Raw genomic sequence first — 24,215 nt, forward strand, 5'->3', positions numbered from 1 at the left:
TTTGAGGAGATGAGTGATCTATGAAACATCCGGAAAGTATAGGAAGCATGAAAGAAAAGCTTATGACCTGGCGGCGGCAGATTCATCAAAGGCCGGAACTCAGTTTTCAGGAGTTTGAAACGTCAAGCTATATTGCTAATGCTTTGAGACAGATGCCGGGAATGAAGACCAAGACGGGAATAGGCTGGGCTACCGGGGTAGTGGGCACACTCTCTTCCGGTGAAGGGCCCGTGATCGCGATCAGGGCAGATATCGATGCCCTGCCGATTACGGAGGAAAACAAAGTGAGTTACTCTTCCGGAAACGAAGGGGTGATGCACGCCTGTGGCCATGATGCGCATACCTCGATTGTCCTCGGCGTGGCCTCATTGCTCTCGGAACAGTTCGAGCGCGGTGATATACAGGGAACCGTGAAATTTATTTTTCAGCCGGCAGAAGAAAGTATCGATGAAAACGGGCTATCCGGCTCTCCGTATATGATCAGAGCCGGAGCGTATGATGGGGTGGATGCAGCTATTGCCCTTCACATGTGTCCGTGGCTACCCGTCGGTTCCATGCAAGTGAACGACGGGTACAGCATGGCCAATGTCGACGTGTTTCAAGGCAAAATTAAGGGGACCGGCGGACATGGGGCCTACCCGGAGCAGGGCACAGACCCGATATGGATGCTGGGCCCGGTGCTGCAGGCTCTTCATGGCATTGTTGCAAGGAAGCTATCGGCATTGGATTCGGCTGTTGTCAGTATTGGAGAGGTACACGCGGGTTCAGCAAGCAACATCATTCCTACCGAAGTCTCCATAACTGGCACCTTGCGCAGCTATTCCCCGGAAGTGCGGGATAAGCTGGCGGTGGAACTGCAGCGGGCGTTTTCCATTGTTGAACCGCTCGGCGGAGAGTATTCCTTTCGAATCGACCGCGGCGAGCCGGCATTGAAAAACGATCCGGCGGTGAACCAGTGGTTTATTGAGGCGGCTCAACAGTGGTATCCAAAAATCAATATTACAAGAGGGCCTTTCGGAATGGGCGGGGAGGATTTTGGATACGTAACGGAACGGGTACCGGGTGCGTTGTTTTTTCTGGGATGTGCTGAACCTGGCGGTGAGCAAAGGGATTTACATACCCCGATATTTGACATTGATGAGGAGTGCCTGCCGATGGGTACGGCAATCCTGGCACAAACAGCGATCAATTATTTAAAGGGCGAGGCAGTTTTGCCAAACCGTAAAAAGGTGGAGGTCGACATTCATGGCACATAAACTCGCATTTATCGGGTTTGGGACGGTCGGTCAGGGGCTGGCTGAAATTTTAAAAAATAAGAAAGAGCAGTTAAAGATGAATGAACAATTTGAAGCTGAAATTGTCGCCATATCAGATTTTAAAAAAGGTTCCATCTATCACCCAAGAGGCCTTGATATAGAAACCGCGCTTGAAGTGCTCAAGGAAACCGGAAATCTTGAGAACTATCCTTCTTCACCGGGTCTTGTAACGGGATGGGACAGCCTGACGACCATCCGGGAATCCAATGCGGATACCATTGTGGAGGTTTCCTATACCGATGTCCAAACCGGGCAGCCTGCGATTGACCATTGCCGCACTGCCTTTCTGGCCAAAAAGAATGTGGTGATGACAAACAAGGGTCCGGTCGCACTGGCCTATCAGGAGTTATCACAGCTGGCTGAAAAGCAAGGTGTTCATTGGGGTTTTGAAGGCACGGTGATGAGCGGGACACCATCCTTGCGCATGCCAATTGCTGCCCTTGCCGGAAATGAAATCTATGAAATCCGCGGCATTTTGAACGGGACGACCAACTATATCCTGACAAAAATGGAGGATGAAGGCGTTACGTATGAGGAAGCACTGAAGGAAGCTCAGGCGCTTGGATATGCGGAAGCCGATCCGACCAGCGATGTGGAAGGATTTGACGCGCGGTACAAGATTGCCATTCTTGCAAACTATGTCATGAAAGAGCCGCTTTCTGTAGAAGAAATCTCCTGCAGAGGAATCACGAATATTACCCGGCATGATATTGAAACGGCGAAGGCCCAGGGCAAGCGGTGGAAGCTTCTTGCGAAGGTACGAAAGGAAAACGGAAGAGTCATCGCTTCCATTGCTCCTGAAAAGGTGGAGATAACGGATCCGCTCGCATCCATTAAGGGAGCGGTAAATGCCATTGCTTATGAATGTGACCTGTTAGGTACGGTAACCCTGAGCGGAGCCGGCGCAGGCAAAGTGGAAACGGGGTTCTCTCTGCTCATTGATTTGATCAACATAGACCGTGAACGGAAACTGGTAAACATCTAAACGAGAAAGGCGGGAAAATATGACCATTCAGCTTGCTGGCCAAAAGATGTTTGTAGGAGGCTCCTGGGTAAATCGCGAAAACGTCATTGAGGTAAGGGACCCGCAGGATAACACAGTGATTGATACCGTTCCCGCGGCTTCTAAGGAAGATATGCTGTCCTGTATCGAACTGGCAAAAGAAGGAGCAAAGATCGCGGCCGCCATGCCGGTATACGAACGGATGGCAGTCATTCACAGAGCGGCTGATTATATCGAAGCGAACAAGGAAAAATACGCTTCAATCATCGCTCAAGAAGGCTCGAAAACCATCCGGGAAGCGGCAAAGGAGACGGCAAGATGCATTCAGACTCTCCGGATCAGTGCCGAAGAGGCAAGACGTATCCATGGTGAGACGATTCCGTTTGACCAGATGGAAGGCAGCCAAAACCGTGTGGGCTACTATCAGCGGTTTCCCATTGGCATCATCGGAGCGATCACTCCGTTTAATGATCCTTTGAACCTGGTGGCCCATAAAGTGGGACCTGCCATCGCTTCCGGAAATGCCATCATTGTAAAACCTGCTACCGTTACGCCTCTCAGTGCGTTGCTGCTTGCCGAAGCTTTTTCACAAAGCGGCCTTCCGCCCAAAGTGCTGTCCGTGATTACTGGGCATGGAAGCGAAATTGGCGATGTATTGGTCACACACCCGGCGGTCCGCATGATTTCATTTACAGGCGGTGTAGAAGCGGGGGAAGAGATCGTCAAGAAAGCGGGATTAAAAAAGATCAGCATGGAGCTTGGCTCCAATTCCCCTGTTATTGTCCTTGAGGACGCAGATCTTGGAGAGGCAGTGGAATCAACAGTTTCGGGAGCGTTTTGGGCCGCAGGACAAAATTGCTTGAGCGTCCAGCGAATTTACGTCCAGAGGAGTGTGATGGAAAAATTTGAGGAAGAATTCGTCCAACAGACCAACCAGTACCGTGTGGGTGACAAGCTGTCAGAGCTGACAGATATGGGGCCTCTTATTACAGAAAAAGAGGCCATTCGTGTAGAGAATCTCGTAAATGAAGCCATTAAAAAAGGTGCTGAGCTGCTGACTGGCGGAGAAAGAAAGGGTGCCTTCTATTCACCAACGGTATTAAAAAACGTTCCTGAGCATTGCTCCATTGCCAGGGAAGAAATTTTTGGTCCGGTCGTTCTTCTTTTTGAAGTGGAGAACCTGGATGAGGCAATTGAAAAAGCGAATGCAGTCAGCTATGGCCTGCAGGGAGGCATCTTTACCAAGAATATGGATCAAGCCCAAAAAGCCATCGCCAACATGGAAGTCGGAGGCATCATGATCAATGACAGCAGTGATTACCGGATTGACGCTATGCCATTTGGCGGGGTGAAAAAATCGGGTCTTGGAAGGGAAGGCATCAAGTTCGCGATCCAAGAGATGACAGAGCCAAAAGTTGTTTGCTACAAATTATCAAATTGAAAAGTGAAAGAGGGTTTTGGAAAGAGGCAAAATTACGGTAATAAGAGGAGGTACAGTGTGGAAAGAGGACAAATCAATAAGCTGACCAAGGAAGATATCACGGTTGTAGATACGAAAATAGCGAAGAAATCCATATTTGGAACGTCTCTCGGCAATGCCATGGAATGGTTTGATTTTGGGATTTATTCCTATCTGGCAGTAACGATTGGCAAAGTGTTTTTCCCTGAAATCGATCCTTCTGCCCAGTTGATCTATGCTTTTGCAACGTTCGCTGTCGCATTTATTGCCCGGCCGATCGGCGGTCTGGTCTTTGGAATGCTGGGTGACCGTTTAGGCCGAAAGAAAGTCCTTGCTATCACACTGATCATGATGGCCGTTGCCACCTTGAGCATCGGCCTGATCCCCGGTTATGCCACTATTGGTGCAGCCGCTCCGGTTTTACTGCTGGCTGCCCGCCTGGTTCAGGGGTTTTCCACAGGCGGCGAGTATGCTGGTGCCATGACGTTTATTGCTGAATCCACCCCTGATAAAAAGCGGAGCTTTATGTCCAGCTTCCTTGAAGTAGGCACTCTTGTCGGCTTTATTGCAGGCTCGGGCCTTGTAACATTGCTTACTTTTCTGCTGGGATCTGAAACCATGCTGGCATGGGGCTGGAGAATTCCATTTTTCATTGCAGCTCCATTAGGCATGATTGGCTTGTATTTCCGTTCACATCTGGAGGAAACGCCTGCATTTAAAGAAATGAAGGAAACCACCAAGGAAAGAAAGGATCAAGCCTCCCTGAAGAAGATTTTTACAGAACACTGGCGGTCTCTGCTCATCTGCATTGGTGTGGTTTTCTTTTATAACACCATTAACTATATGATTCTTACGTATATGCCATCCTACTTATCAGAACAGATTGGTTTTGGAGAAATGAAAGGCCTTGTGCTCATCCTGTTTGTCATGATCGCGATGATTCCCTGTGTTTTGCTCATGGGACGCTGGGCTGACCGTATTGGCAGGAACCGGCTGATCATAACGGGATTAGTCGGCACAATCGTTCTCAGCATTCCGGCATTTTACCTGATGGATACCGGTTCAAGCGTGGCAGCATTTATTGGTCTATTGGTGTTAAGCTGTTTATTCACAGCCTTCCAGGGGACACTGCCGGCCGCACTGCCATCCTTGTTTTTTACAGAGGTACGGTACGGTTCATTGGCACTTACCTATAATGTATCCACCTCCATTTTTGGTGGTACAACACCTCTTGTGGTCGCATGGCTTGTGAAAGCAACCGGCATAAATATGCTCCCTGCTTACTTTTTGATCGGTGTATGTGTAATTGGTCTCTTTGTTGTCACTCTGTTCGTAAAAGAAACAGGTGGCCGTTCATTGAGAGGCTCCAAGCCTACAGTGGAGCACGAGAGTGAAGCAGCAGAACTCGATTCCCAATCCGCTTTCTGGTGGAAGGAAGAAGTCGCGAAAAGACAAGAACGAGCAGGAATTACCCCTGGATTATTGGGATCTCAGCAGAAAAATGTAAGCAAAATTCAATAATGAAAAAGGCTGCCAGAACATCAGGCAGCCTTTCTGTTTTATATGGTGGGTCACTAGGCTTACTGGATGATTGGAGCGTCAAGCTTGCTTAAGATTAATAAAATTTAGTTTGGGGAATTGGTTTAGTAAAGTAACTAAATTTTTAAGAAATTGAAGGAGGCACGCTGTGGGTAAAGGAGTTAAAAGGAAATTACAAAAAGGGGATATAACAGTAGTAGATAAGAAAATTGCGAAGCAGTCGATTTTGGGAACTTCCCTTGGCAACGCGATGGAATGGTTTGATTTTGGTATTTATTCTTATTTAGCAGTGACCATCGGCAAAGTGTTTTTCCCGGAAGTTGAACCTTCCGCCCAGGTCATTTATGCATTTGCGACCTTCGCGGTCGCATTTATTGCCAGGCCGATCGGCGGAATTGTATTTGGAATGCTGGGTGACCGGCTCGGCAGAAAAAAGGTGCTGGCCATTACATTGATCATGATGGCTATTGCCACATTAGCTATCGGGCTGATTCCTGGTTATTCGTCCATTGGTATAGCGGCACCCATTCTCTTACTGGTTGCCCGGCTCGTTCAAGGATTTTCCACAGGAGGAGAATATGCGGGCGCTATGACGTTCATTGCAGAATCGACCCCTGATAAAAAGCGAAGTGTGATGTCAAGTGTGCTCGAAGTCGGAACACTGGTTGGTTATATTGCGGGCTCAGGCCTGGTTACACTGCTAACGTTCATTCTTGGGTCAGACACCATGCTTGAATGGGGATGGAGGGTACCGTTCTTTGTTGCTGCGCCACTGGGGCTGATCGGCCTCTATTTCCGTTCCCATCTTGAAGAAACGCCAGCATTTAAAGCCATGGAGGAAGAAAAAGAGGAAAGTAAAAGCAAGTCTTCCCTCAAAGAAATATTCGTTAATCACTGGAAATCTCTATTGATCTGTGTGGGGGTTGTATTGTTTTATAATACAATCGTTTATATGGTATTAACCTATATGCCGTCTTATCTTTCGGAACAGCTCGGGTATGGGGAGACCAAAGGATTGCTGCTTATTCTTATCGTGATGGTCATCATGATTCCGTTTGTTATTGGAATGGGTTATTTGGGTGACCGGATAGGGCGGAATAAGATCCTGATTTCAGCTCTGATTTTAACGATCATTTTAAGCATCCCGGCATTTATGCTGGCAGGAAACAGCAATGGGATCAACGCCTTTTGGGGAGTACTGATCCTGGGCTGCCTGCTGACCGCCTTTCAAGGAACACTTCCCGCGACCCTGCCATCTTTATTTTTCACAAATGTACGGTATGGCTCGCTTGCATTAACCTACAATGTGTCCACTTCCATATTTGGAGGAACCACACCGCTGATTGTCGCCTGGCTTGTTAAAGAAACAAATAATAACATGGTACCGGCCTATTATTTAATGGCAGTCTGTATCATCGGAATTATTGTCGTTGCCTTTTTCGTCAAGGAGACAGCTGGCCGCTCACTCCGCGGTTCACTGCCGGTAGTGGAGGAACCGGCGGAAGTAGAAGAAGTGTTGAAAAATCCGGAAGAAGCCCTGTGGTGGGAGGAAGAAGTAACGGATAATACTCCAAGACATGTGAAAAGTATTAATCAATAATCAGTAAAGGCTGCCGAGACTGTTGAGGCAGTCTTTTTTATGTGATAGTTTTGAACCTTCACTTAAAAACAGAAAAGGATTTAAGCCGGACGAGCAGAATAAATGGCGTAGAACAACTTAAAGAGAAAGGGAACGAAATCCATGAAGCTGGAAACAAAGCGATTAACGATCATGCCGTGTACACGTCCGTATGTGGCCTCATTGTCAGAGAATGAATATCCCCTGGGCGGGCATATCATCACACACTTGAAGAAGCTGGATCAGGATCCCGAGGAATACGGCTGGGGCGTGTGGCTGGTAACGGAAAAAGAAACCGGCCGAATTGTGGGAGATATCGGATTCAAAGGAAAGCCGGATGCAGAAAAAAAGGTGGAAGTCGGGTACGGGTTTGATCCATCTGCCCGCCATCAGGGATATGCCACGGAAGCGGTTGAAAGACTGATCCAATGGGCATTCACCTCCGACTGTATCGAAAGGATTATTGCTGAATGCCTCAGTGACAATGGTCCATCGATACGCGTATTGGAAAAGCTGGAGATGAAACGTACCGGACAAGAGGGAGATATGGTGTATTGGGAGCTGAAGAAGGAGGAAAACAATGAGTAAATTTGAACTGTTAGTGCGTGAGATGAGGCACGCGTATGATCAAAGAGATTGGTATGCCCCGTTAAAGCCCGCGCTCGAAGGTTTGTCAGCCCAACAGGCAAGCTGGCGGCCAGAAGGATACGGTGTGAACACGATCTGGGAGACAGCCAATCATTTGCTGTATTACAAGCGACAGCTCCTGCATTATTTAAAAGGTGTGGAGATGTCAAATTGCTCACAAACCAACAACGAAACGTTTAAAGTAGACTCTCCTCATGATGAGGAGGCCTGGCGGCAGACTGTTTTACAGATAGAAGAAGTTCAGCAGGAATTGCTCAATATCGTAGGAACCAAAAATGACGAAGATTTTGATACCCTTCTTGCTGATGGTGATCCAATGGGGAATTATATTTCGAGCCTTGTAAGGCATGATTCGTTTCATACCGGACAGATCATTCAGCTGCGAAAACTCCAGGGTTCATGGCCTTCCAAACGATAAATAGCCTGAAGAAGTCTTTCTTACAGAAAGGCTTATTTTTTTACAATTTATAGGGAAATTTGTGGTAAAATGAGGAATGGAACAGGAGGATGAAAAAACATGGAATTTCTCTTGAATTTGTTTGGACAGGGAAGTTTAATGATGGTTGGATTTGGAAGTTGGTGTGAACTATAAATGGCTCATAATATTGCTTCTTGTTTTGGCCGTTCCTTCCCTTTACTTAGCTGTTGTCCATTTCAGGTATCAGTCAAAAAGTGAGGCGCTGAAATCGGCGATTAATAAGGAAGCAGAAGAACTCAATACAAGAAACTATCAATCTGTACCTGGTGAAAACAGTCCTTATTCGCTTGCCATCACAGATACTCCTCACCAAATTTATGTTTTTAAAATAACAAAACATTTCAGCAGATATCATGCTGACCTGGCTCAAGTGAATAACCTGTATGAAAGCACCACTAAAAATTCGATGGTTTACGATAAAAATAGGCTGGCATTTGGTTTTGACAGTGAGAAGGCGAGGGATAAGGATATTTGGATAGAAGGCGAGAAAATGAAAACGGTCCCGCTGAGTTCTTTTTTTCAGAAAAGCCGTTATGCCTGGAACTATCGCAATCTATCATTTTATTATCCTGTACACCCGCTGCGGACCACTGCGGACCAGCCGGAATATCATTAAAGCACAAACGGAACATGACCTCATCCGTTCTTGTTCTTTTTTTAAACGCATATTATGTAAGCAGTTGGATAAATCTAGTGCTTCTTACCTGTTTGTAATAAAGTTGTAACATTTCCGGGTGATATTCGTATGATTTTCTATGAAAATAGTATAAAATTGGTGTTCAGGATAATATTAACTATTTCAGCATAGGGAATAACATGGAACAATTTAAGGAGAGTTATGATGGAAAAGAATAATTCAGCTTCAAGAATGGAAAGAAGAAAACAGAACAAAAAGCCACCCAAGCGTTTTCGAAAATTCCTAACATACACTGCAGTAACTTTTCTTGTTCTCTTTCTTGTCATAGTCGTTGGCGGCGGCATCACGGTCTTTTCAATGATCAAAAATGCCCCGGAATTGAATGCACAAAACTTAAAGTATGCAAGCTCTTCTACCGTGTATGATATGAACAGTAAAAAGGTCATATCGATCAACGGAAAGGAAAAACGGGATTATGCATCAATCAAGGACATTCCACCCCGCGTGAGAAATGCCTTTATCGCGACAGAGGATGTCCGCTTTTATAAGCACTCAGGGATTGATCCCAAACGTGTAGCGGGTGCGATTATGTCAAACATTACACACGGCTTTGGATCAGAGGGAGCAAGTACCATTACCCAGCAGGTCATCAAGAACTCTTTTCTTTCACCGGAAAAAACGGTAACACGAAAGATTCAGGAGGCCTATCTCGCCTTAAAGCTTGAGCGGGAATACTCCAAAGATCAGATTCTCGAATTCTATTTAAACAAGATTTATTTTGGCCATGGAGCATACGGTGTTAAAACAGCTGCTAAAGTGTACTTTGATAAGTCACTCGATCAACTGACAACCAGCGAGATTGCGCTGCTTGCGGGATTGCCGCAGCGCCCGAACGGCTATGATCCTGTTAAACGTCCGGATCTGGCGAAAGATCGTAGAAATGTCGTTCTGTCACTTATGGAGAAGAATGGATACATTTCAGAGCAGGAAAAAGAGAAAGCACAGTCTGTGCCAATAGAAAAGATGGTTGTTAAACAAAAAGAAGAGACGGGTCCAAGATATGAAGCTTTCCTTCAACAGGTAATTGATGACGCTGAAAAGGAAGGCATTTCTGAAAAAGATTTGTTTGAGGGCGGCCTGAAAATCTACACCACACTGGACCCGGATGCCCAGTCACAGGCTGAAAAAATCCTGAGTACCGACGATTATGTTGTGTACCCGGACAAACAATTTCAGGCAGGTGTCGTACTTCTTGATACAAAAACCGGAGAGATCCGTGCGATTGGCGGAAACCGTCTGAGTGAAAAAGAACAAGTGTCGAGAGGATTCAACTATGCCACAGACACACAGAGACAGCCTGGCTCAACCATTAAGCCGGTGTTAGATTACGGTCCTGCGATTGAATACCTGAAGTGGTCCACGAACACACCAATCAAGGATGAACCGCTTGAAATCAACGGTAAGCAAGTGCAGAACTGGGATAAATCCTACCATGGTACCCTTACGATGAGAGAAGCGCTTGTGCAATCCTACAATATCCCAGCCATTAAAGCCTACCAGGCGGTTGGTGAAGATAACGCGAAGAAGTTTGCCAATAATTTGGGGCTTGGATTGGATAAGATTTACCCGTCGTATGCGATCGGCGGATTTGAAACCGGTGTGTCGCCATTGAAGATGGCAGGTGCATTTTCCGCCTTTGGAAACCAAGGGGTTTATAATCAGCCGACAACCCTTCGAAAGATTGAATATCCTAATGGTAAAGTCCGCGAGATTAAACATAAACCGAAAAAAGCGATGAGCGATTACACCGCATATATGGTAACCGACATGCTGAAGAGCGTAGTGAGCAGAGGAACCGGCCGGATGGCCCAGATTCCTGGACTGGATGTTGCCGGAAAAACAGGAACGACCAACCTGCCGCAAGGTGTGTATGGCAATGGTTCGAGTGACTCCTGGTTTGTCGGCTATACGACCCGCTATACAGCAGCGGTATGGACCGGGTATGACAAGACCGGATCAAACATGTATGTACGAAAAGACGATCAGGTAATCGCCAAGTTGATTTTCAAGCAGCTTATGTCCCATGCTTCCCAAGGGAAAATGACTGCTGATTTTGAAAAACCGGGTTCAGTGGTAGCCCGCGGCTCTGAGCTGTATGTTCAAGGTACCTCTGTACCGGCTTTAGCTCAGCCGAAATACGCAAAGAGTGATGAGGATACATCGAAATCGGATCAAACCGAAGAGGCGAAAAAGGAAGAAGACGCCACTAAAGAAAAAGATAAAAAAGAAGAAGAAAAGAAAACGGATCAAGAGAAGCCAAAGGATGATGGAACAACCACCACGACTCCTGATACCCCGGCAACGCCGCCAAAGGATGATCAGGGCGGCAGCGATCAGGGAGGAAATGGAGACAACGGGCAAGGAGCATCCAATCAGGATGGCGGCAATAACCAGGATGACGGAACCAATCAGGACGGTGGAACGGATCAGGGAGGGGACAACGGGCAGGACGGTGGCCAGCAGGATAAACCTGACACACCAGTCACACCGCCAAAGGACGATAATAAACCAGACAAACCAGCCAAGCCAGAGAAACCAACCGAGCCGACCACACCTCCGAAAAAAGATACGATTCAGTCAAACAGCGTAAGCAGCAACCGCAGTAAAGCCCAATCAGATACGAGCAATTAAACGATAGAAGCAGATTTCCAATTACGGAAATCTGCTTTTTTTATAGGCAGAGTGTGGGATTAGCATAAAAAGGTTTGGGTATATACATAGAGTAGAGATGAACGATTAAAGGAGTGAGCATGTTGGCAGAAAGAAAGACATTAGGATTGTATTTACTGGATTGCTTAAAGAAAGAAGGAATTCAAGAAATTTTCGGTGTACCGGGAGATTACAACTTTTCCCTGCTTGATACGCTGAAAGATTATGAAGGGATTCAATTTGTAAACAACAGAAATGAATTGAACGCTGGCTATGCGGCAGATGCCTATGCCCGGCTGAACGGAATCTCTGCTCTCATAACGACGTTTGGAGTGGGAGAGTTGAGCGCATGCAATGCGATTGCGGGTTCATACAGTGAAAGCGTCCCGGTAATCCACATTGTTGGTTCTCCCAAGTCAGCCATGCAGGAGGAAAAGGCACTTGCCCACCATACGCTGATGGACAGGGACTTTGATGTGTTCAGGAAAGTGTATGACAACCTCACTGCTTATACAGCGGTTTTGACACCGGAAAACGCCGCACGGGAAATACCGGCTGCCATTGAGGTAGCGAAGAAAAAGAAAAAACCAGTGTATCTAAGTGTTGCCATTGATCTGGTCACACAGCCCATCATCCCTTCCGAAAAACAGACCATTGAGGAGGGCACAAAGGACTCTGCTTTAAAAGCGGCGATCGCCCACAGCAATACGTTGCTGGCTGGCGCAAAAAATGCCGTCATTCTGGCGGACATGAAAACGATCAGATACGGCCTGCAGGATCTGGTACAGCAGCTGGCTGAGCAATGGAACGTTCCCGTCACCTCTTCCATGCAGGGGAAAAGCGCCTTTGATGAGAGCCATCCACAGTACATAGGAGTATACGGCGGGGCGTTTGGAGATCAGGAAGTGACAAAGATTGTAGAAGGTGCTGATACGGTCATCGCGGTCGGAGCATTATGGTCAGATGTGAACACATCCAAAAATACCATCAAGCTTGATCCGCTCAAAGTGGTGGAAATACAGCCGGACTCCGTAAAAGTGGGAGAAGCAAGCTATATGAAGATCCAGGCTGCCGATTTTATCCGGGAATTAAGCGGTATAGGATTCAAGCAGGAAGGTAAGCTGCCTGAGACTTCGTTTCCGTATGACACCGTTACAGGAGGAGCAGAGGAACCAATCAGGGCGGCCTCCTATTATCCAAGGATTCAGCACATGCTGAAGGAGAATGATGTCATCGTAACGGAAACAGGCACCTTTTCTTATGGGATGTCACAGGTGAGGCTGCCTAAAGGTGCAACCTATATTGCTCAGGGGGGCTGGCAAAGCATAGGTTACGCGACACCGGCTGCTTTTGGGTCATGCATCGCCGCCAGGGACCGGCGAGTCCTGCTCTTTACAGGGGATGGTTCACTTCAGCTGACCGTCCAGGAAATCAGCTCGATGCTTGAGAATGACTGCAAACCCATCATTTTTGTTTTAAACAATGACGGCTATACGATTGAAAAATACCTGAATGTCCAGGTGAAAGTGGAAAAACAAACCTACAATGAAATTCCGATGTGGAACTATACGAAACTGCCGGAGGTATTTGGCAGAGACGTGTTTACCGCACAGGTAAAAACAAACGCTCAGCTGGATGAAGCCATTTCACAAGTGGAAAAATTAAACGGTGAACAATTCTGCCTGATCGAGCTCATTGTGGACGACCCGATGGATGCACCGTCCTATCTGCAAAAGATGCAGGAGGCAATGGAACAGTAACGCTGTAACCCTTGATTGCAAACTTAAAAACGAGGGTATCATTTAAAGAGAATTCCGATGGAAAGGATGTGGAAGAACATGAGCAAACAATTAAACATACCAAAGGAAGAAGGATTGGACCACAGTTTGGCTCTCATACAGGAAGGATATCAATATATTACGAGCCGCCGGACGAAATTCAAGTCGGACCTTTTTGAAACCCGCCTTCTGGGGCAGAAGGTCGTCTGCATTGGCGGACAAGAGGGGGCCGAGCTTTTCTATGACAACGAAAAGTTCGAAAGGAAAGGGGCCGTGCCGAAGCGGATTCAAAAATCTCTTTTTGGAGAAAACGCGATCCATACGCTGGACGGAGAAGCGCATGAACATCGCAAGCTTTTATTTATGTCCTTGATGACGGAAGAAAGGCTGGAGCTGCTTGCCGAACTGACGAGAGAAGAATGGAGGCTCGCAGCGGCCGAGTGGGCGAAGATGGAACAAGTCGTCCTTTTTGACGAGGTACAGCAAATACTGTGCCGGGTGGCCTGCAGGTGGGCAGGTGTTCCGATTGATGCCATTGAGGTTAAGCCGTTGGCCAGAGATTTTATTGCGATGGTCGATGCATTTGGCGCTGTCGGGCCAAGGCATCAGAAAGGGCGCAAGGCGAGAAAGAAGATGGAAGATTATTTTAAAGGGCTGATTATTGAAATACGTCATAGAAGAATAGAGCCGATTGAAGGCACGGCGCTTCACAAAATAGCATGGCATCGCGATCATAAGGAGAAGCATCTGGACGAACATACCGCTGCAGTCGAGCTATTGAATGTCCTGCGTCCGATCGTAGCGATTACGTACTTAGTAACGTTCGGTGCCCTTGCGCTGTTTGAGCATAATGTGTGGAAGGAAAAGCTGCAGAGCGGTGATGAAGAGAGCGTTCAGATGTTTGCTCAGGAAGTGAGACGCTTCTATCCGTTTGCTCCTTTCCTTGGTACGAAAGTGAAGAATGGATTTGAATGGAAGGGCCATACATTTGAAAAAGGGCAGCTTGTTCTCCTCGATGTATACGGGACTAACCATGATAACCGGCTTTGGGAAGAACCTTATGTGTTCAACCCTGAACGATTCAGGAACTGGAACGGGGGAATGTTTGACCTGATTCCCCAAGGCGGGGGAGATGAGTACACTGGACACCGCTGTCCGGGTGAAATGGCAACCATTCAGGTTATGAAAACAAGCTTTTCGTTTTTAACTAACGAAATGATCTACAATGTACCAGTGGGCCAGGATTTAAGCTACAGTCTTTCTCGAATGCCCACTTATCCGGAGAGCGGGTTCATCATTCAGGGAGTCAGCATAAAAAGCCAAACAACGGTATAAAAAAGAGAAGTAAAGCAGAAAACAGCCCATTTCAGGGCTGTTTTTGTGTGTTTTATAGAATTGAGAGCATTTAGCCTGGGTGAAATCAGGACAGGGAGCCATTTACAAGCCGGTTTGGAAGATTTACTTTCCCAAACGAAGAACTTACTGGCCGAAATTCGAAATTTACTGGCCAAACACAGAATCCTTCTGTCCAACTCCTCATTATGTTAACTGCTTATACTCGTGAAAATTCCTCAACCAGATCTCCAAAGCGGTTCAGCGCATTCACGATAGGCTCTGGTGTCGAAAGGTCGACTCCCGTCTTTTTCAAGAGCTCAAGCGGATAGTCGGAGCTCCCGCTTTTCAGGAACTCCAGGTACGCTTCAAGGGTTTCTAAATCTCCCTCAAGGATCTTTGTTGCGAGATGAATGGCAGAGGCAAACCCGGTTGCGTATTTGTATACATAAAACGGACGGTAAAAGTGAGGAATTCGTGACCAGCCATATTTTACTTCCTCATCGAACATTACGGTTTCTCCGTTGTATTCCCTGAACAGCTGTTCATAGACCTGGCTGAAAACCTCAGCATTCAGCGGCTGCCCCTGTTCGGCAAGCTCATGGGTTTTCATTTCAAACTCTGCAAACATGACCTGCGTAAAGAGCGTGCCCTTGAATTGGTCGATAAAATGGTTCAAAAGATGCTTACGGATTTGAGGATTTTCTTCTTTATTGAGCAGGTAATTGATCAGCAGCACTTCATTGACCGTGGAAGCCACCTCCGCCACAAAAATGCTGTAGCCTGCCGTGATCTTCGGCTGATGCTTGTTGGAATAATAGCTGTGCATGGCGTGGCCCATCTCGTGGGCAAGGGTAAACAAGCTGTCCAAATCGTCCTGATGGTTGAGCAGGACAAACGGATGCACACCGTACAATCCGAGGTTGTAGGCACCAGACCGCTTTCCGGGCGTTTCCCGGACATCAATATACCGTGCGTCTTTAAATTCCTTGAGCTTGATCACATAATCACTGCCTAGCGGGGCGAGCGCTTTCAGCATCGTTTGATAGGCTTCTTCATAAGAGATATCCAGCTTGACGCCAGCAACTAGCGGCGTGCTCAAGTCATATTGGCGCAGTTCATCGAGTCCAAGCTTTTCTTTTCGAAGCGCACTGTATTGGTGCATGGAACCGATGTTTTCTTTGGTCGTGCGAATCAGGTTTTCGTACACTTCCTTTGGGACATTATCACCGAACAGTCCTTTTTCAAGAGCGGACGGGTAGTTTCGGATTTCTGCTACGGCTACATTGTTTTTGATGGCCGCCGAAAGCGTCGAAGCAATGGTATTTTTAAGAGATAAGTAAGGCTTGTAGTAAGCTTTGTAAGCTTCTTTCCGTACATTGCGGTCCTCATCTTCAATTAATTTGGAATACATGCCCCGTGTCAGTTCTACTTTTTCTCCATCTGGCTTTGTGACCTCGCCAAATTGGATGTCGGCATTGTTAATCATGTTAAATGTACCGCTTGGGGAAGAGAGGGCTTCTCCGAGGCGGGAGACAACCTGTTCCTGCTCTTTGCTCAGGATATGGGATTTGTAGCGGAACGAATCAAATAGATCTTCTTCAAAATAGCGCAGTCCTTCTTCTTCTGCGATGTACGCTTTTAGTTGTTCCTCGTCGAGGCTTAAAAGGAAAGGCATGAAGAAGGAGGTAGCCGAACTGATTTTTACCCCGGCATGCTTGGCCCGGTCGAGCAGAGACTGAGCTTGGGAATCACGGGTATCGACATCCACGCTCAGCATGGCATAGACATAAACCTTGTTAAACATGAGAGAAAGGCTTTCCTGCTTTGTAAGAAACTCCAGCAGGGATTTTGCAGAATTAATGTTTCCATCATAATTCTTTAATTCTTGGGCTTGTTCTTTTACCGTTTCGAAATCCTTCTCCCATTCAGGAAGGGAAGGGTAAATATCGTTCAGGTTCCACTTTTCTTGAACGGGTACCTCTTTTCTTGATAGGTAGGTTGTCATAAACATAGCTCCTTCTCCTGTAAGTTATCCTTATTCCTTTAAGTGTATTATAGGCAGGGCAAAATGAGTATCAATATGCTGAATGAGTGTGGGGAAATGTAAGAAAAGCCGGCCGGAACCGTAAAAATTACAGTACCGTATGAGCCGGCTGACGCTTTTCAATAATCTCTTTAATTTTTACAATGGCCTCGCTGCTGTTTTGGACACGCAGGTTGATCCGTTTATTCTCATCATAATTATTTTCATGAAATTCGTATCGTGGATCGTAATAATGCTCCAATAGCAGTCGGACCGCAGCATGATAGTCTCCGCTCTTCAAATCTTCTTCAATTTGGGCAGCAATCGGAGTATGAATTCTCCGTTTAATACGCATGAAAGCTTCCAGGCATTCCTCGTGATGCTCCCATGGAAGGTAATCCTCCAAAATATGGTTCACGCGTTCGCTGATCGGCATGTCGATAAAAATATGCAAGCCCTTTTGTTTCTTCTGAGACACAAACCCGGGCAGAACCACCTTGCCCACTCGTTTGCTTTCGGCTTCCATCAGGATATAAGGTGAAGATTTAAGCTTGTCCAACTCATGAAAGAGAAGGGATTCGAACATTTTTTGGTTGTTGGGCTCAAGGCCGATCTCACCAAAAATCGAACCTCTGTGGCCGGCAAGGCCTTCCAGGTCCAAAACCGGATACTCTTGTTTCGCCAATTCCTGGAGAATCAAAGTTTTTCCTGTTCCAGTATTTCCGTGCAGGACATAAGCTTCGGGTGTGAAATCGATAGCATCAAGCTGTTTGACAATCCATTGCCGATAAGTACGAAAGCCCCCTTGCAGGCGTTGCGCATGAATCCCCATAAGATCGAGTACAGTTGCTGCCGTCCGGCTTCTCATGCCCCCGCGCCAGCAAAACACGGCTTTTGGACCGTCGATCGCGGCAAAGGTTTTAATGAAATGAGGAAGCTTGGCCGAAAAGATTTCAAGGCCTCGTTCTTTAGCCGCTTCCGAGCTATTCTGTTTATAGATGGTTCCCACTTCTGCCCGTTCCTCTTCATTAAAGAGGGGAATGTTCAAACTTCCCGGTATGGTGGAATCTTTATATTCCGATGGAGACCGCACATCGATGAGAGTAATCTCATTATTATTGTAAGCAGCCATTAATTCTTCGATTGCAATATCTTGAAACACTGGCTTTTCCGCCTTTCTTTTTAAAACGTCTATTTAATATTATAAAATATTTTTACATAAAATGCATGTTCGCCCGCATGACAATCCTTTATCTGTCAAAAAACTAATTGCTTGTGATATAATGAGGGGTGTTGAATAAAGACTGTAAATAGTTAAGGTGGGGATAAAATGTCTCAAATAAATCATTCTGTTCAACAAGGGCGTTCCAGAAACAAGGAAGCCATCTGGGCTCTTGTTATTTTTTTGATAGTGGCCGCAGCGGGTCTTCTATATGTGAAGTGGTGGCCGTACCTTCAAAAAGCCATTAGTTCATCTGCTACACATACCATTGGGCCATCCATATTGGGCGATCAGTCAGCTTCAAGTTCGCCATGGGCATCTGCCTGGGATTATGCGAAGGTTTATTTTCTGTCAGTATGGAAAGCCGCCGCACTCGGAATTCTTTTAGGTTCTTTGATACAAGTGCTTCTGCCTTCAAGGTGGCTGCTTAAAGTACTGGGAAAAACAACGTTTGGAAGTACGGTTGCTGGAGGACTGGCATCTATTCCGGGCATGATGTGCACGTGCTGTGCTGCCCCGATGGCAGTCGGCATGCGCAAAAAGAAAGTCTCCATCGGCGCAAGCATAGCGTTCTGGCTGGGCAACCCGACCATCAACCCAGCAACCTTAATTTTTATGACTTTTGTGCTGTCATGGAAATTTACGGTGCTTCGTCTGGTCTTCGGACTCATCCTTGTATTTGGTGTCAGTTATCTTGCCAACCGATTTGCTAAAGACGCTGAACCCGTGAATTTGGAAGATGTACCGGAAAGTGAGACCTTTGAAGAGGAGCAGGGACCATTTTTCACAAGATGGATGAAGAGCCTTGGAGCCATGCTGCTTCATATCGGTCCAGCGTATATTCTTTCCGTCCTATTGCTTGGTGCTGCCCGAATTTGGCTGTTTCCGCAGCTAAGTGAAACGGCGTCAAACAGCTTGTTTGCGATCATCGGTTTTGCGCTCGCCGGAATGCTGTTTGTGATTCCGACGGCTGCTGAAATTCCAATCATTCAGACATTCATGCTTGTCGGGTTGGGTGAAGGACCGGCCGCGGCCTTGCTCATTACGCTTCCTGCGCTCAGCCTGCCTTCATTGTTGATCGTAGCTCGCTCCTATCCAAAGCGTGTGCTTGGGTTTGTTACAGCTTCAGTAGTGGTTTTGGGAGTACTGAGCGGCATTGCAGGTATGCTTTTCCTTTAAGGTTTTTTTGTCACCTCTTTTGCTCTTGCAAGTAGTTGATTTCCGTTCCAACCTTTGAATTCTAACGATAAAAGGCCATCGCTGAATAAGTGGTGGTTTTTTAATATCCGAAAAGCCCATTCACTTTTTTCTGGAAACTGTGATATACTAACAGCAACAAAAAGAAGGAGGTATCCAATTAGACACGATGTGGAACTAATCCCTTTGTCGATCATGAAATTTGATTGCATGGCAAAAGAGCTCTGCGGCTGCGGAGCGGGATGGGATACGTCTGTCTATGGATATACTCGGGATTCGGTTTGTCCGTTTGTGTTACGAAGCGGGAGGTAGTCCGTTGTATTTCTTGTATCTTTTTTCGCTTGGCTGAGACCGCAGAAGCTTCTGCGGTCTTTTGTGTATTCAAATTTCATATGTCCACTTAAGCCTGTAAATGATGATACAAAGCGGTGATCGTATGGAACTCATTAAATGTTATGAAGTACAAAAGGAATTCGGTGAGCAGAAAGTGCTCAGCAATGTAACGATGGAGATTGGCCAACACGAAAAAATAGGGCTCGTCGGGGCAAATGGTGCGGGAAAGACCACGCTCGCGAATATTATTTTCGGATCCATGCAGCAGGATGGGGGCACGGTAACAAGGTTTAAAAATTCGCTGAAGGTCGGCTACCTTAAGCAATCCACCTCTTATACAGCAAATACGCTGACAGACATGGCCAATGAACAGAAGGATTTTCTTCAGAACACAAGCCGCCTCGGACTCCAAAAAGTGAATGAATGGAATGAAGAAAGGTATGAGGGTTTAAGTGGCGGAGAGAAGACCAAGATGGCCATCGCTCATATTTGGTCCGATAATCCGGATATTTTGATTCTTGATGAGCCGACCAACCATCTTGATTTTCAAGGAGTGGAATGGCTGATCAAGGAGCTGAAATCGTTTCAGGGAGCCGTGCTGATTATATCCCATGACCGGTACTTCCTGGATCAAACCGTGGAGCGGATCGTTGAATTAATGGATGGCCAGTCTCATGATTTCATCGGGAATTATACCGAATATCGCAAAGAAAAGGAACGACGGTATCAGGCACAGCTCCATGATTACGAAAATCAGAAAAAATATGAGCAAAAAATTCAGGAAGAGATCAGCCGTCTGAACAACTGGTCCTCCAAAGCCCACAAGGAAGCCGGTAAAACCGGAAAGATGGCGGATATGCGCGGGACAAAGGAATTTTACCGAAGCAAAGCGAAGAGCATGGATAAACATATCAAATCCAGAATTAAACGGCTGGAAAATTTGGAGCTTGAAGGTGTCGAGCGTCCAAAAGAGGAAGCGAAGATCCAATTTGGGTGGGAAGATCCCGAAAAGCGGGGGAAACGTTTGGCGGCGGCATCCGACATCTCAAAATCCTTTGGAGAGAGGCTCCTGTTCCAAAACAGCTCTTTCTATATTCAACGCGGGGAACGGATTGGCTTAACAGGGCCGAACGGATGCGGAAAAACAACGTTCCTTAACATGCTGACAGGAAAGGAAACTTCAGATTCGGGCGACCTTTGGATCAGTCCCACAGCGAAAATCGCGTATCTGACCCAAGACGTGACGGATCTTAAACCTGAAAAGACAGTGCTTTCCCTCATACAGGATCTCTTTGAAATTCGGTCAGAGGCAGCGAAAGCGAGAACACTTCTGGCCAATATGGGATTTCATGAAAATATGCTGAAACAGCCCATCAAGACGCTAAGCCTTGGTGAACGAATGCGTGTGAAGCTCGCGCTGCTGATCCTGCAGCAGCATGATCTGCTAATTCTTGATGAGCCCACCAATCATCTGGACCTGGCGAGCAGGGAGCAATTGGAGGAAGCACTGCTTTCATTCAGCGGCACTTTGCTGGTTGTGTCACATGACCGCTTTTTCCTCGAAAAAACATGTGAGAAGCTGTTGGTTTTCCGTGACCAAACCATTGTCAAAACGGAAGAAGGATTTAAGGAATATATTGAGGGGAAGCGTCAAAGCCCTCGTATTAAAAAGGAAACAAACGATGAAAAAGAGGAAAGGAAAATGGTCATTGAGACTCGGATCACAGCCATATTGGGGGAACTCAGTGTGCTAGTGCCCGGTCAAAAGGAATATGTGCAATTGGATGAGGAATTTAAAGAATTGATGGCTGAAAAAAGAAAGCTTCAATAAGCCTGGGCGCCTGCCCGGGCTTTTTTTAATCGAACGGCAACGGCTTCTTTAAAAAGGTCAAATGATCCGATACAGTAATCACTTCATCGTGATATTCTGAATCCTTTGTTTGCCAGGAGATGTAAAACTCCGTGTTGTGGAACCACTGTTTGATTTCCTTGTTGGAGGTGCTTTTTGTATATAGCAGTACGTTGGCCTCATAGATATCTTGATCGTTTACGTTCTTCCAATAAGATCCGGTCACGTAGTTTTTTCTGGGGATGCTCCTCCGGATGATAAAAGGATTTATGTCAAGGTCTTTGATTAAATCTCGGTTCACAATTTTGATTTTCAAGATGAGCCTTCTGTAATCTTTAGCTTTGTACTTAAGACCTGCTTCTATAACTTCCTTTTCGGATAAAGGGCGAACCTCAAATGTTGGCATTGAAAAGGGTTTAATCAGCTTGGGAACTTCACAAGAAGTTAAAAGGGTGCTTAACAGAGCAAGCAGTACGATTATTTTCAACCATCTCTTCATACAAACTCTCCCTTTTCAGTGGAAATTAGTTTCTAATTATTCTATTGTCTAAAATCGTGCTTATGACAGAGAATACCAATGAAAAAAAGAAAATGTTATGAAAATGTGACAGATAATGCAAGTTATTTAATGTTACATAATCATATGTTAAAATGATATTAAGTAACATAAAATAAGGTGATGACTAATGGAATATGTAGAAGCGTTACGGGATGTTAAACAGATCAACATGATGAAAAGGTATTTGAAGAAGCATTCGGAGAGGGATTATGTTCTGTTCGTCTTTGGCATCAATACCGGCCTTAAGATTACCGAGATGCTGGAAATCAAGGTAAAAGAGGTAATGGAGGAAGGCAAGATGCTCGACTTCTTCCGGCTACCAGGCAGCAAAGCAGAAATTTATCTCAACCAAAAAGTGAAGAACGCGCTGCTCCACTATATTGAAGCCAGTGACCTTTCGGGAGACAGCTTCCTTTTCTCGTCAAGAAAAACAAAGCTTCCGATTACCCGCCAGCAAGCATACCGGGTCATTCATCAGGCCGCTGAAGCTGTGGGAGTCAAGGGGAAGATCGGAACCAACTCGATGAGAAAGACCTTCGGCTACCACGCGTACCGACGGGGAGTAGCGATATCCTTGCTGCAAAAGCATTTTCACCATGCAACTCCCTCGGAAACGCGTAAATACCTTGGCATCCAAAAAGATGAAAACATCCGTACCACAATTGATGTCAATCTGTAGTGTATTGCCTTAACTGTGTTACACCATTACAAGGAGGAATGAAATTGGATATTCGAGAGGGCGAGTTACCGGGTATTGGACGGAAATTTGAGATTATTACTAAAGCGGGAGAAAAAATTGTGGTTGTTATTCATGATGACGGGCGGCGTGAGCTGTACCATTTTGACTCCGATCATGAAGAAAGCATCTCAAGTGTGACTTTTAATGATTCGGAGGCACGGCAGATTGCTTCCATCATTGGTGGTATGGTCTACAAGCCACAGGCAATCGAAAGCATGGAAATGGCGCTTGAAGGCCTGGTCATTGAGTGGTATAAGGTTGAAGCTCAAGCGTCGGCTATCGGTGCAACGATCGGCGGAATCGATATTCGCAACAAGTATAATGTTACCGTCATTGCGATGTTAAAGAAGAACATGAAAAAGCTGTTCAACCCTGGCCCGGAAACCTTTATTGAGGCAGGGGACATGCTGGTTCTGTCCGGAGAAAGGCATGATTTGAAAAAGCTGATCAGTGATCGATTATCTACTTAAGGGGTGATAACTATTGGATCATTTAGTATTTGAAGTCGGAACGGCTCTGTTATTGGTAGCATTTGCGGCCATCATTGCAGGCAAGCTCAAGTTTTCCATCATCCCGTTTCTGATTATCATCGGAATGCTTGTCGGACCGCATGCGCCGCATATTGGTGTGATTAGCCTGAAATTTATCGAAAGTGAAGAGATCATTGCGTTTCTTGGCAGGATCGGCGTATTGTTCCTGTTATTCTACCTGGGCCTTGAATTTTCAGTGAAAAAGCTCGTGAAGTCCGGAAGATCCATTGTGGTCGGAGGAACCATCTATATTGCGATTAATTTCACGATGGGTGTATTGTATGGAATGGTTATGGGCTTCCCGCTGCTGGAAGTTTTGATCGTTGCAGGGATTATCACGATTTCTTCGAGTGCAATTGTTGCAAAGGTTCTTGTTGATCTCCGCCGGACGGGTAACAAGGAAACCGAATTGATCCTGGGAATTATCATGTTCGAAGATATCTTCCTCGCCGTCTATCTGTCCGTTGTATCCGGGCTCGTATTGGGTGACTCCACCTCGCTCGGTGGCTCTGTTATCTCCATTTTAACTGCACTTGGTTACATGCTCTTATTTTTCATCGTCGCCAGAAAAGCGACGCCGCTGCTCAATAAATTATTAAACATTTCCTCTAATGAAATCTTTATCATTGTTGTGTTTGCCGTATTGTTCTTTGTTGCTGGTTTTTCAGAAACCATTCATGTCGCAGAAGCCATTGGTGCATTGCTCCTGGGTCTGGTCTTTTCAGAGACCGAGCATAGCGACCGCATCGAACACCTTGTTGTTCCATTTAGGGATTTCTTTGGAGCCATCTTTTTCTTCAGTTTTGGACTGAGTATTGATCCGTTCGCCCTTGGAGGAGCGGTGTGGCTCGCGTTGGGTGCAGTTTTCATTACCATCCTTGGTAACTTTATCGCAGGAATGATTGCCGGAAGGAGAGCCGGTCTTTCGCATAAAGCGTCAGCGAACATTGGATTGACCATCGTTTCACGAGGCGAATTTTCCATTATTATGGCCAACCTGGGTATCGCTGGAGGCCTCATGCCAATGTTGAAACCATTCTCCGCGCTGTATGTCCTGATCCTTGCAATTCTTGGTCCGCTCATGACAAAGGAATCGAAAAAAATCTACCTCTTTTGCGATAAAATCTTTAAATGGAGTAACAAACAAGAGAAAAAGAAAGCAGAACCATCCTCTTCTTAAGGGAAGGGAGCGAGAAGTGAAAAAGAAAGAGGAAAGCCTCCAGGCTTTCCTCTTTCTTTTTTG

Annotated in this window: 19 protein-coding genes; 16 read left to right on the forward strand and 3 right to left on the reverse strand. The window is 46.1% G+C overall.

Annotation, left to right across the window (positions count from 1 at the left end):
• Positions 1–20: 20 nt before the first annotated feature.
• The 11 genes from AS030_RS02325 to AS030_RS02375 all read left to right on the forward strand — a co-directional run bounded on the left by AS030_RS02325 (position 21) and on the right by AS030_RS02375 (position 14,520).
• Positions 21–1,256, forward strand: coding sequence for a M20 metallopeptidase family protein (locus tag AS030_RS02325; protein WP_061967940.1), 1,236 nt, complete (start codon positions 21–23; stop codon positions 1,254–1,256).
• Positions 1,246–2,301, forward strand: coding sequence for a homoserine dehydrogenase (locus AS030_RS02330; protein WP_061967942.1), 1,056 nt, complete (start codon positions 1,246–1,248; stop codon positions 2,299–2,301). Before AS030_RS02325 ends, AS030_RS02330 begins: the two co-directional genes overlap by 11 nt.
• Before the next feature lie 19 nt (positions 2,302–2,320).
• A complete protein-coding gene (locus AS030_RS02335; RefSeq protein WP_061967945.1) occupies positions 2,321–3,760 on the forward strand; it encodes an aldehyde dehydrogenase family protein in 1,440 nt (479 codons plus the stop codon).
• Between the two features lie 57 nt (positions 3,761–3,817).
• Positions 3,818–5,299: an MFS transporter gene (locus tag AS030_RS02340; RefSeq protein ID WP_061967948.1), complete on the forward strand. Its 1,482-nt coding sequence runs from the start codon at positions 3,818–3,820 to the stop codon at positions 5,297–5,299.
• A gap of 166 nt (positions 5,300–5,465) precedes the next feature.
• A complete protein-coding gene (locus AS030_RS02345) occupies positions 5,466–6,917 on the forward strand; it encodes an MFS transporter (RefSeq protein WP_061967949.1) in 1,452 nt (483 codons plus the stop codon).
• A 141-nt stretch (positions 6,918–7,058) separates the two neighbouring features.
• Positions 7,059–7,523 (forward strand): GNAT family N-acetyltransferase, encoded by a 465-nt coding sequence (locus tag AS030_RS02350; protein WP_061967952.1) that lies wholly within the window; start codon positions 7,059–7,061, stop codon positions 7,521–7,523.
• Positions 7,516–8,001, forward strand: coding sequence for a DinB family protein (locus AS030_RS02355; RefSeq protein ID WP_061967954.1), 486 nt, complete (start codon positions 7,516–7,518; stop codon positions 7,999–8,001). Before AS030_RS02350 ends, AS030_RS02355 begins: the two co-directional genes overlap by 8 nt.
• 145 nt (positions 8,002–8,146) lie before the next feature.
• Positions 8,147–8,677 (forward strand): hypothetical protein, encoded by a 531-nt coding sequence (locus AS030_RS02360; protein ID WP_061967956.1) that lies wholly within the window; start codon positions 8,147–8,149, stop codon positions 8,675–8,677.
• 222 nt (positions 8,678–8,899) lie between these two features.
• Entirely contained in the window at positions 8,900–11,389 is a 2,490-nt protein-coding gene (locus tag AS030_RS02365) for a transglycosylase domain-containing protein (protein ID WP_082635678.1), read from the forward strand.
• Positions 11,390–11,508: 119 nt separating this feature from the next.
• Positions 11,509–13,167, forward strand: a complete 1,659-nt coding sequence (locus AS030_RS02370) for an alpha-keto acid decarboxylase family protein (protein WP_061967962.1) — start codon at positions 11,509–11,511, stop codon at positions 13,165–13,167.
• A 78-nt stretch (positions 13,168–13,245) separates the two neighbouring features.
• On the forward strand, positions 13,246–14,520 hold the full coding sequence (locus tag AS030_RS02375; protein WP_061971451.1) for a CYP152 family fatty-acid peroxygenase CypC: 1,275 nt from the start codon (positions 13,246–13,248) through the stop codon (positions 14,518–14,520).
• Positions 14,521–14,737: 217 nt separating this feature from the next.
• On the opposite strand, the gene pepF is transcribed toward AS030_RS02375, so the two are convergent.
• The gene (gene pepF, locus AS030_RS02380; protein ID WP_061971453.1) at positions 14,738–16,525 is read right to left on the reverse strand and encodes an oligoendopeptidase F; all 1,788 of its coding nucleotides are present in this window, start codon (positions 16,523–16,525) and stop codon (positions 14,738–14,740) included.
• Positions 16,526–16,652: 127 nt separating this feature from the next.
• Positions 16,653–17,705 (reverse strand): tRNA 2-selenouridine(34) synthase MnmH, encoded by a 1,053-nt coding sequence (gene mnmH, locus AS030_RS02385; protein ID WP_061967964.1) that lies wholly within the window; start codon positions 17,703–17,705, stop codon positions 16,653–16,655.
• Between the two features lie 168 nt (positions 17,706–17,873).
• On the opposite strand from mnmH, the gene AS030_RS02390 reads away from it, so the two are divergent.
• Positions 17,874–18,944, forward strand: coding sequence for a permease (locus AS030_RS02390; protein WP_061967967.1), 1,071 nt, complete (start codon positions 17,874–17,876; stop codon positions 18,942–18,944).
• 454 nt (positions 18,945–19,398) lie between these two features.
• On the forward strand, positions 19,399–21,126 hold the full coding sequence (abc-f, locus tag AS030_RS02400; RefSeq protein WP_061967972.1) for a ribosomal protection-like ABC-F family protein: 1,728 nt from the start codon (positions 19,399–19,401) through the stop codon (positions 21,124–21,126).
• Positions 21,127–21,151: 25 nt separating this feature from the next.
• Here abc-f and AS030_RS02405 read toward each other — a convergent pair whose 3' ends face one another.
• Positions 21,152–21,643 (reverse strand): hypothetical protein, encoded by a 492-nt coding sequence (locus AS030_RS02405; RefSeq protein WP_061967974.1) that lies wholly within the window; start codon positions 21,641–21,643, stop codon positions 21,152–21,154.
• Positions 21,644–21,830: 187 nt separating this feature from the next.
• On the opposite strand from AS030_RS02405, the gene AS030_RS02410 reads away from it, so the two are divergent.
• Genes AS030_RS02410 through AS030_RS02420 form a run of 3 tightly spaced genes read left to right on the forward strand, consistent with a single transcriptional unit; the run spans position 21,831 to position 24,152 of the window.
• Positions 21,831–22,382, forward strand: a complete 552-nt coding sequence (locus AS030_RS02410; protein WP_061967977.1) for a tyrosine-type recombinase/integrase — start codon at positions 21,831–21,833, stop codon at positions 22,380–22,382.
• 44 nt (positions 22,383–22,426) lie between these two features.
• Complete coding sequence (locus tag AS030_RS02415; protein WP_061967979.1) at positions 22,427–22,912, forward strand: cation:proton antiporter regulatory subunit; 486 nt, start codon at positions 22,427–22,429, stop codon at positions 22,910–22,912.
• Positions 22,913–22,925: 13 nt separating this feature from the next.
• Positions 22,926–24,152, forward strand: coding sequence for a cation:proton antiporter (locus AS030_RS02420; RefSeq protein WP_061967982.1), 1,227 nt, complete (start codon positions 22,926–22,928; stop codon positions 24,150–24,152).
• Positions 24,153–24,215: the final 63 nt, after the last annotated feature.

This window comes from Fictibacillus enclensis (assembly GCF_001457035.1).
GTDB lineage: Bacteria > Bacillota > Bacilli > Bacillales > Fictibacillaceae > Fictibacillus_C > Fictibacillus_C enclensis.

Bases quoted from the DNA above. Each gene is read 5' to 3' on its own strand.
- AS030_RS02355 (WP_061967954.1), top strand. From the start codon at position 7,516: ATGAGTAAATTTGAACTGTTAGTGCGTGAGATGAGGCACGCGTATGAT.
- AS030_RS02330 (WP_061967942.1), top strand. From the start codon at position 1,246: ATGGCACATAAACTCGCATTTATCGGGTTTGGGACGGTCGGTCAGGGG.
- AS030_RS02390 (WP_061967967.1), top strand. From the start codon at position 17,874: ATGTCTCAAATAAATCATTCTGTTCAACAAGGGCGTTCCAGAAACAAG.
- AS030_RS02365 (WP_082635678.1), top strand. From the start codon at position 8,900: ATGATGGAAAAGAATAATTCAGCTTCAAGAATGGAAAGAAGAAAACAG.
- pepF (WP_061971453.1), bottom strand. From the start codon at position 16,525: ATGACAACCTACCTATCAAGAAAAGAGGTACCCGTTCAAGAAAAGTGG.
- AS030_RS02410 (WP_061967977.1), top strand. From the start codon at position 21,831: ATGGAATATGTAGAAGCGTTACGGGATGTTAAACAGATCAACATGATG.
- AS030_RS02325 (WP_061967940.1), top strand. From the start codon at position 21: ATGAAACATCCGGAAAGTATAGGAAGCATGAAAGAAAAGCTTATGACC.
- AS030_RS02350 (WP_061967952.1), top strand. From the start codon at position 7,059: ATGAAGCTGGAAACAAAGCGATTAACGATCATGCCGTGTACACGTCCG.
- AS030_RS02335 (WP_061967945.1), top strand. From the start codon at position 2,321: ATGACCATTCAGCTTGCTGGCCAAAAGATGTTTGTAGGAGGCTCCTGG.
- AS030_RS02375 (WP_061971451.1), top strand. From the start codon at position 13,246: ATGAGCAAACAATTAAACATACCAAAGGAAGAAGGATTGGACCACAGT.
- AS030_RS02405 (WP_061967974.1), bottom strand. From the start codon at position 21,643: ATGAAGAGATGGTTGAAAATAATCGTACTGCTTGCTCTGTTAAGCACC.
- AS030_RS02370 (WP_061967962.1), top strand. From the start codon at position 11,509: ATGTTGGCAGAAAGAAAGACATTAGGATTGTATTTACTGGATTGCTTA.
- abc-f (WP_061967972.1), top strand. From the start codon at position 19,399: ATGGAACTCATTAAATGTTATGAAGTACAAAAGGAATTCGGTGAGCAG.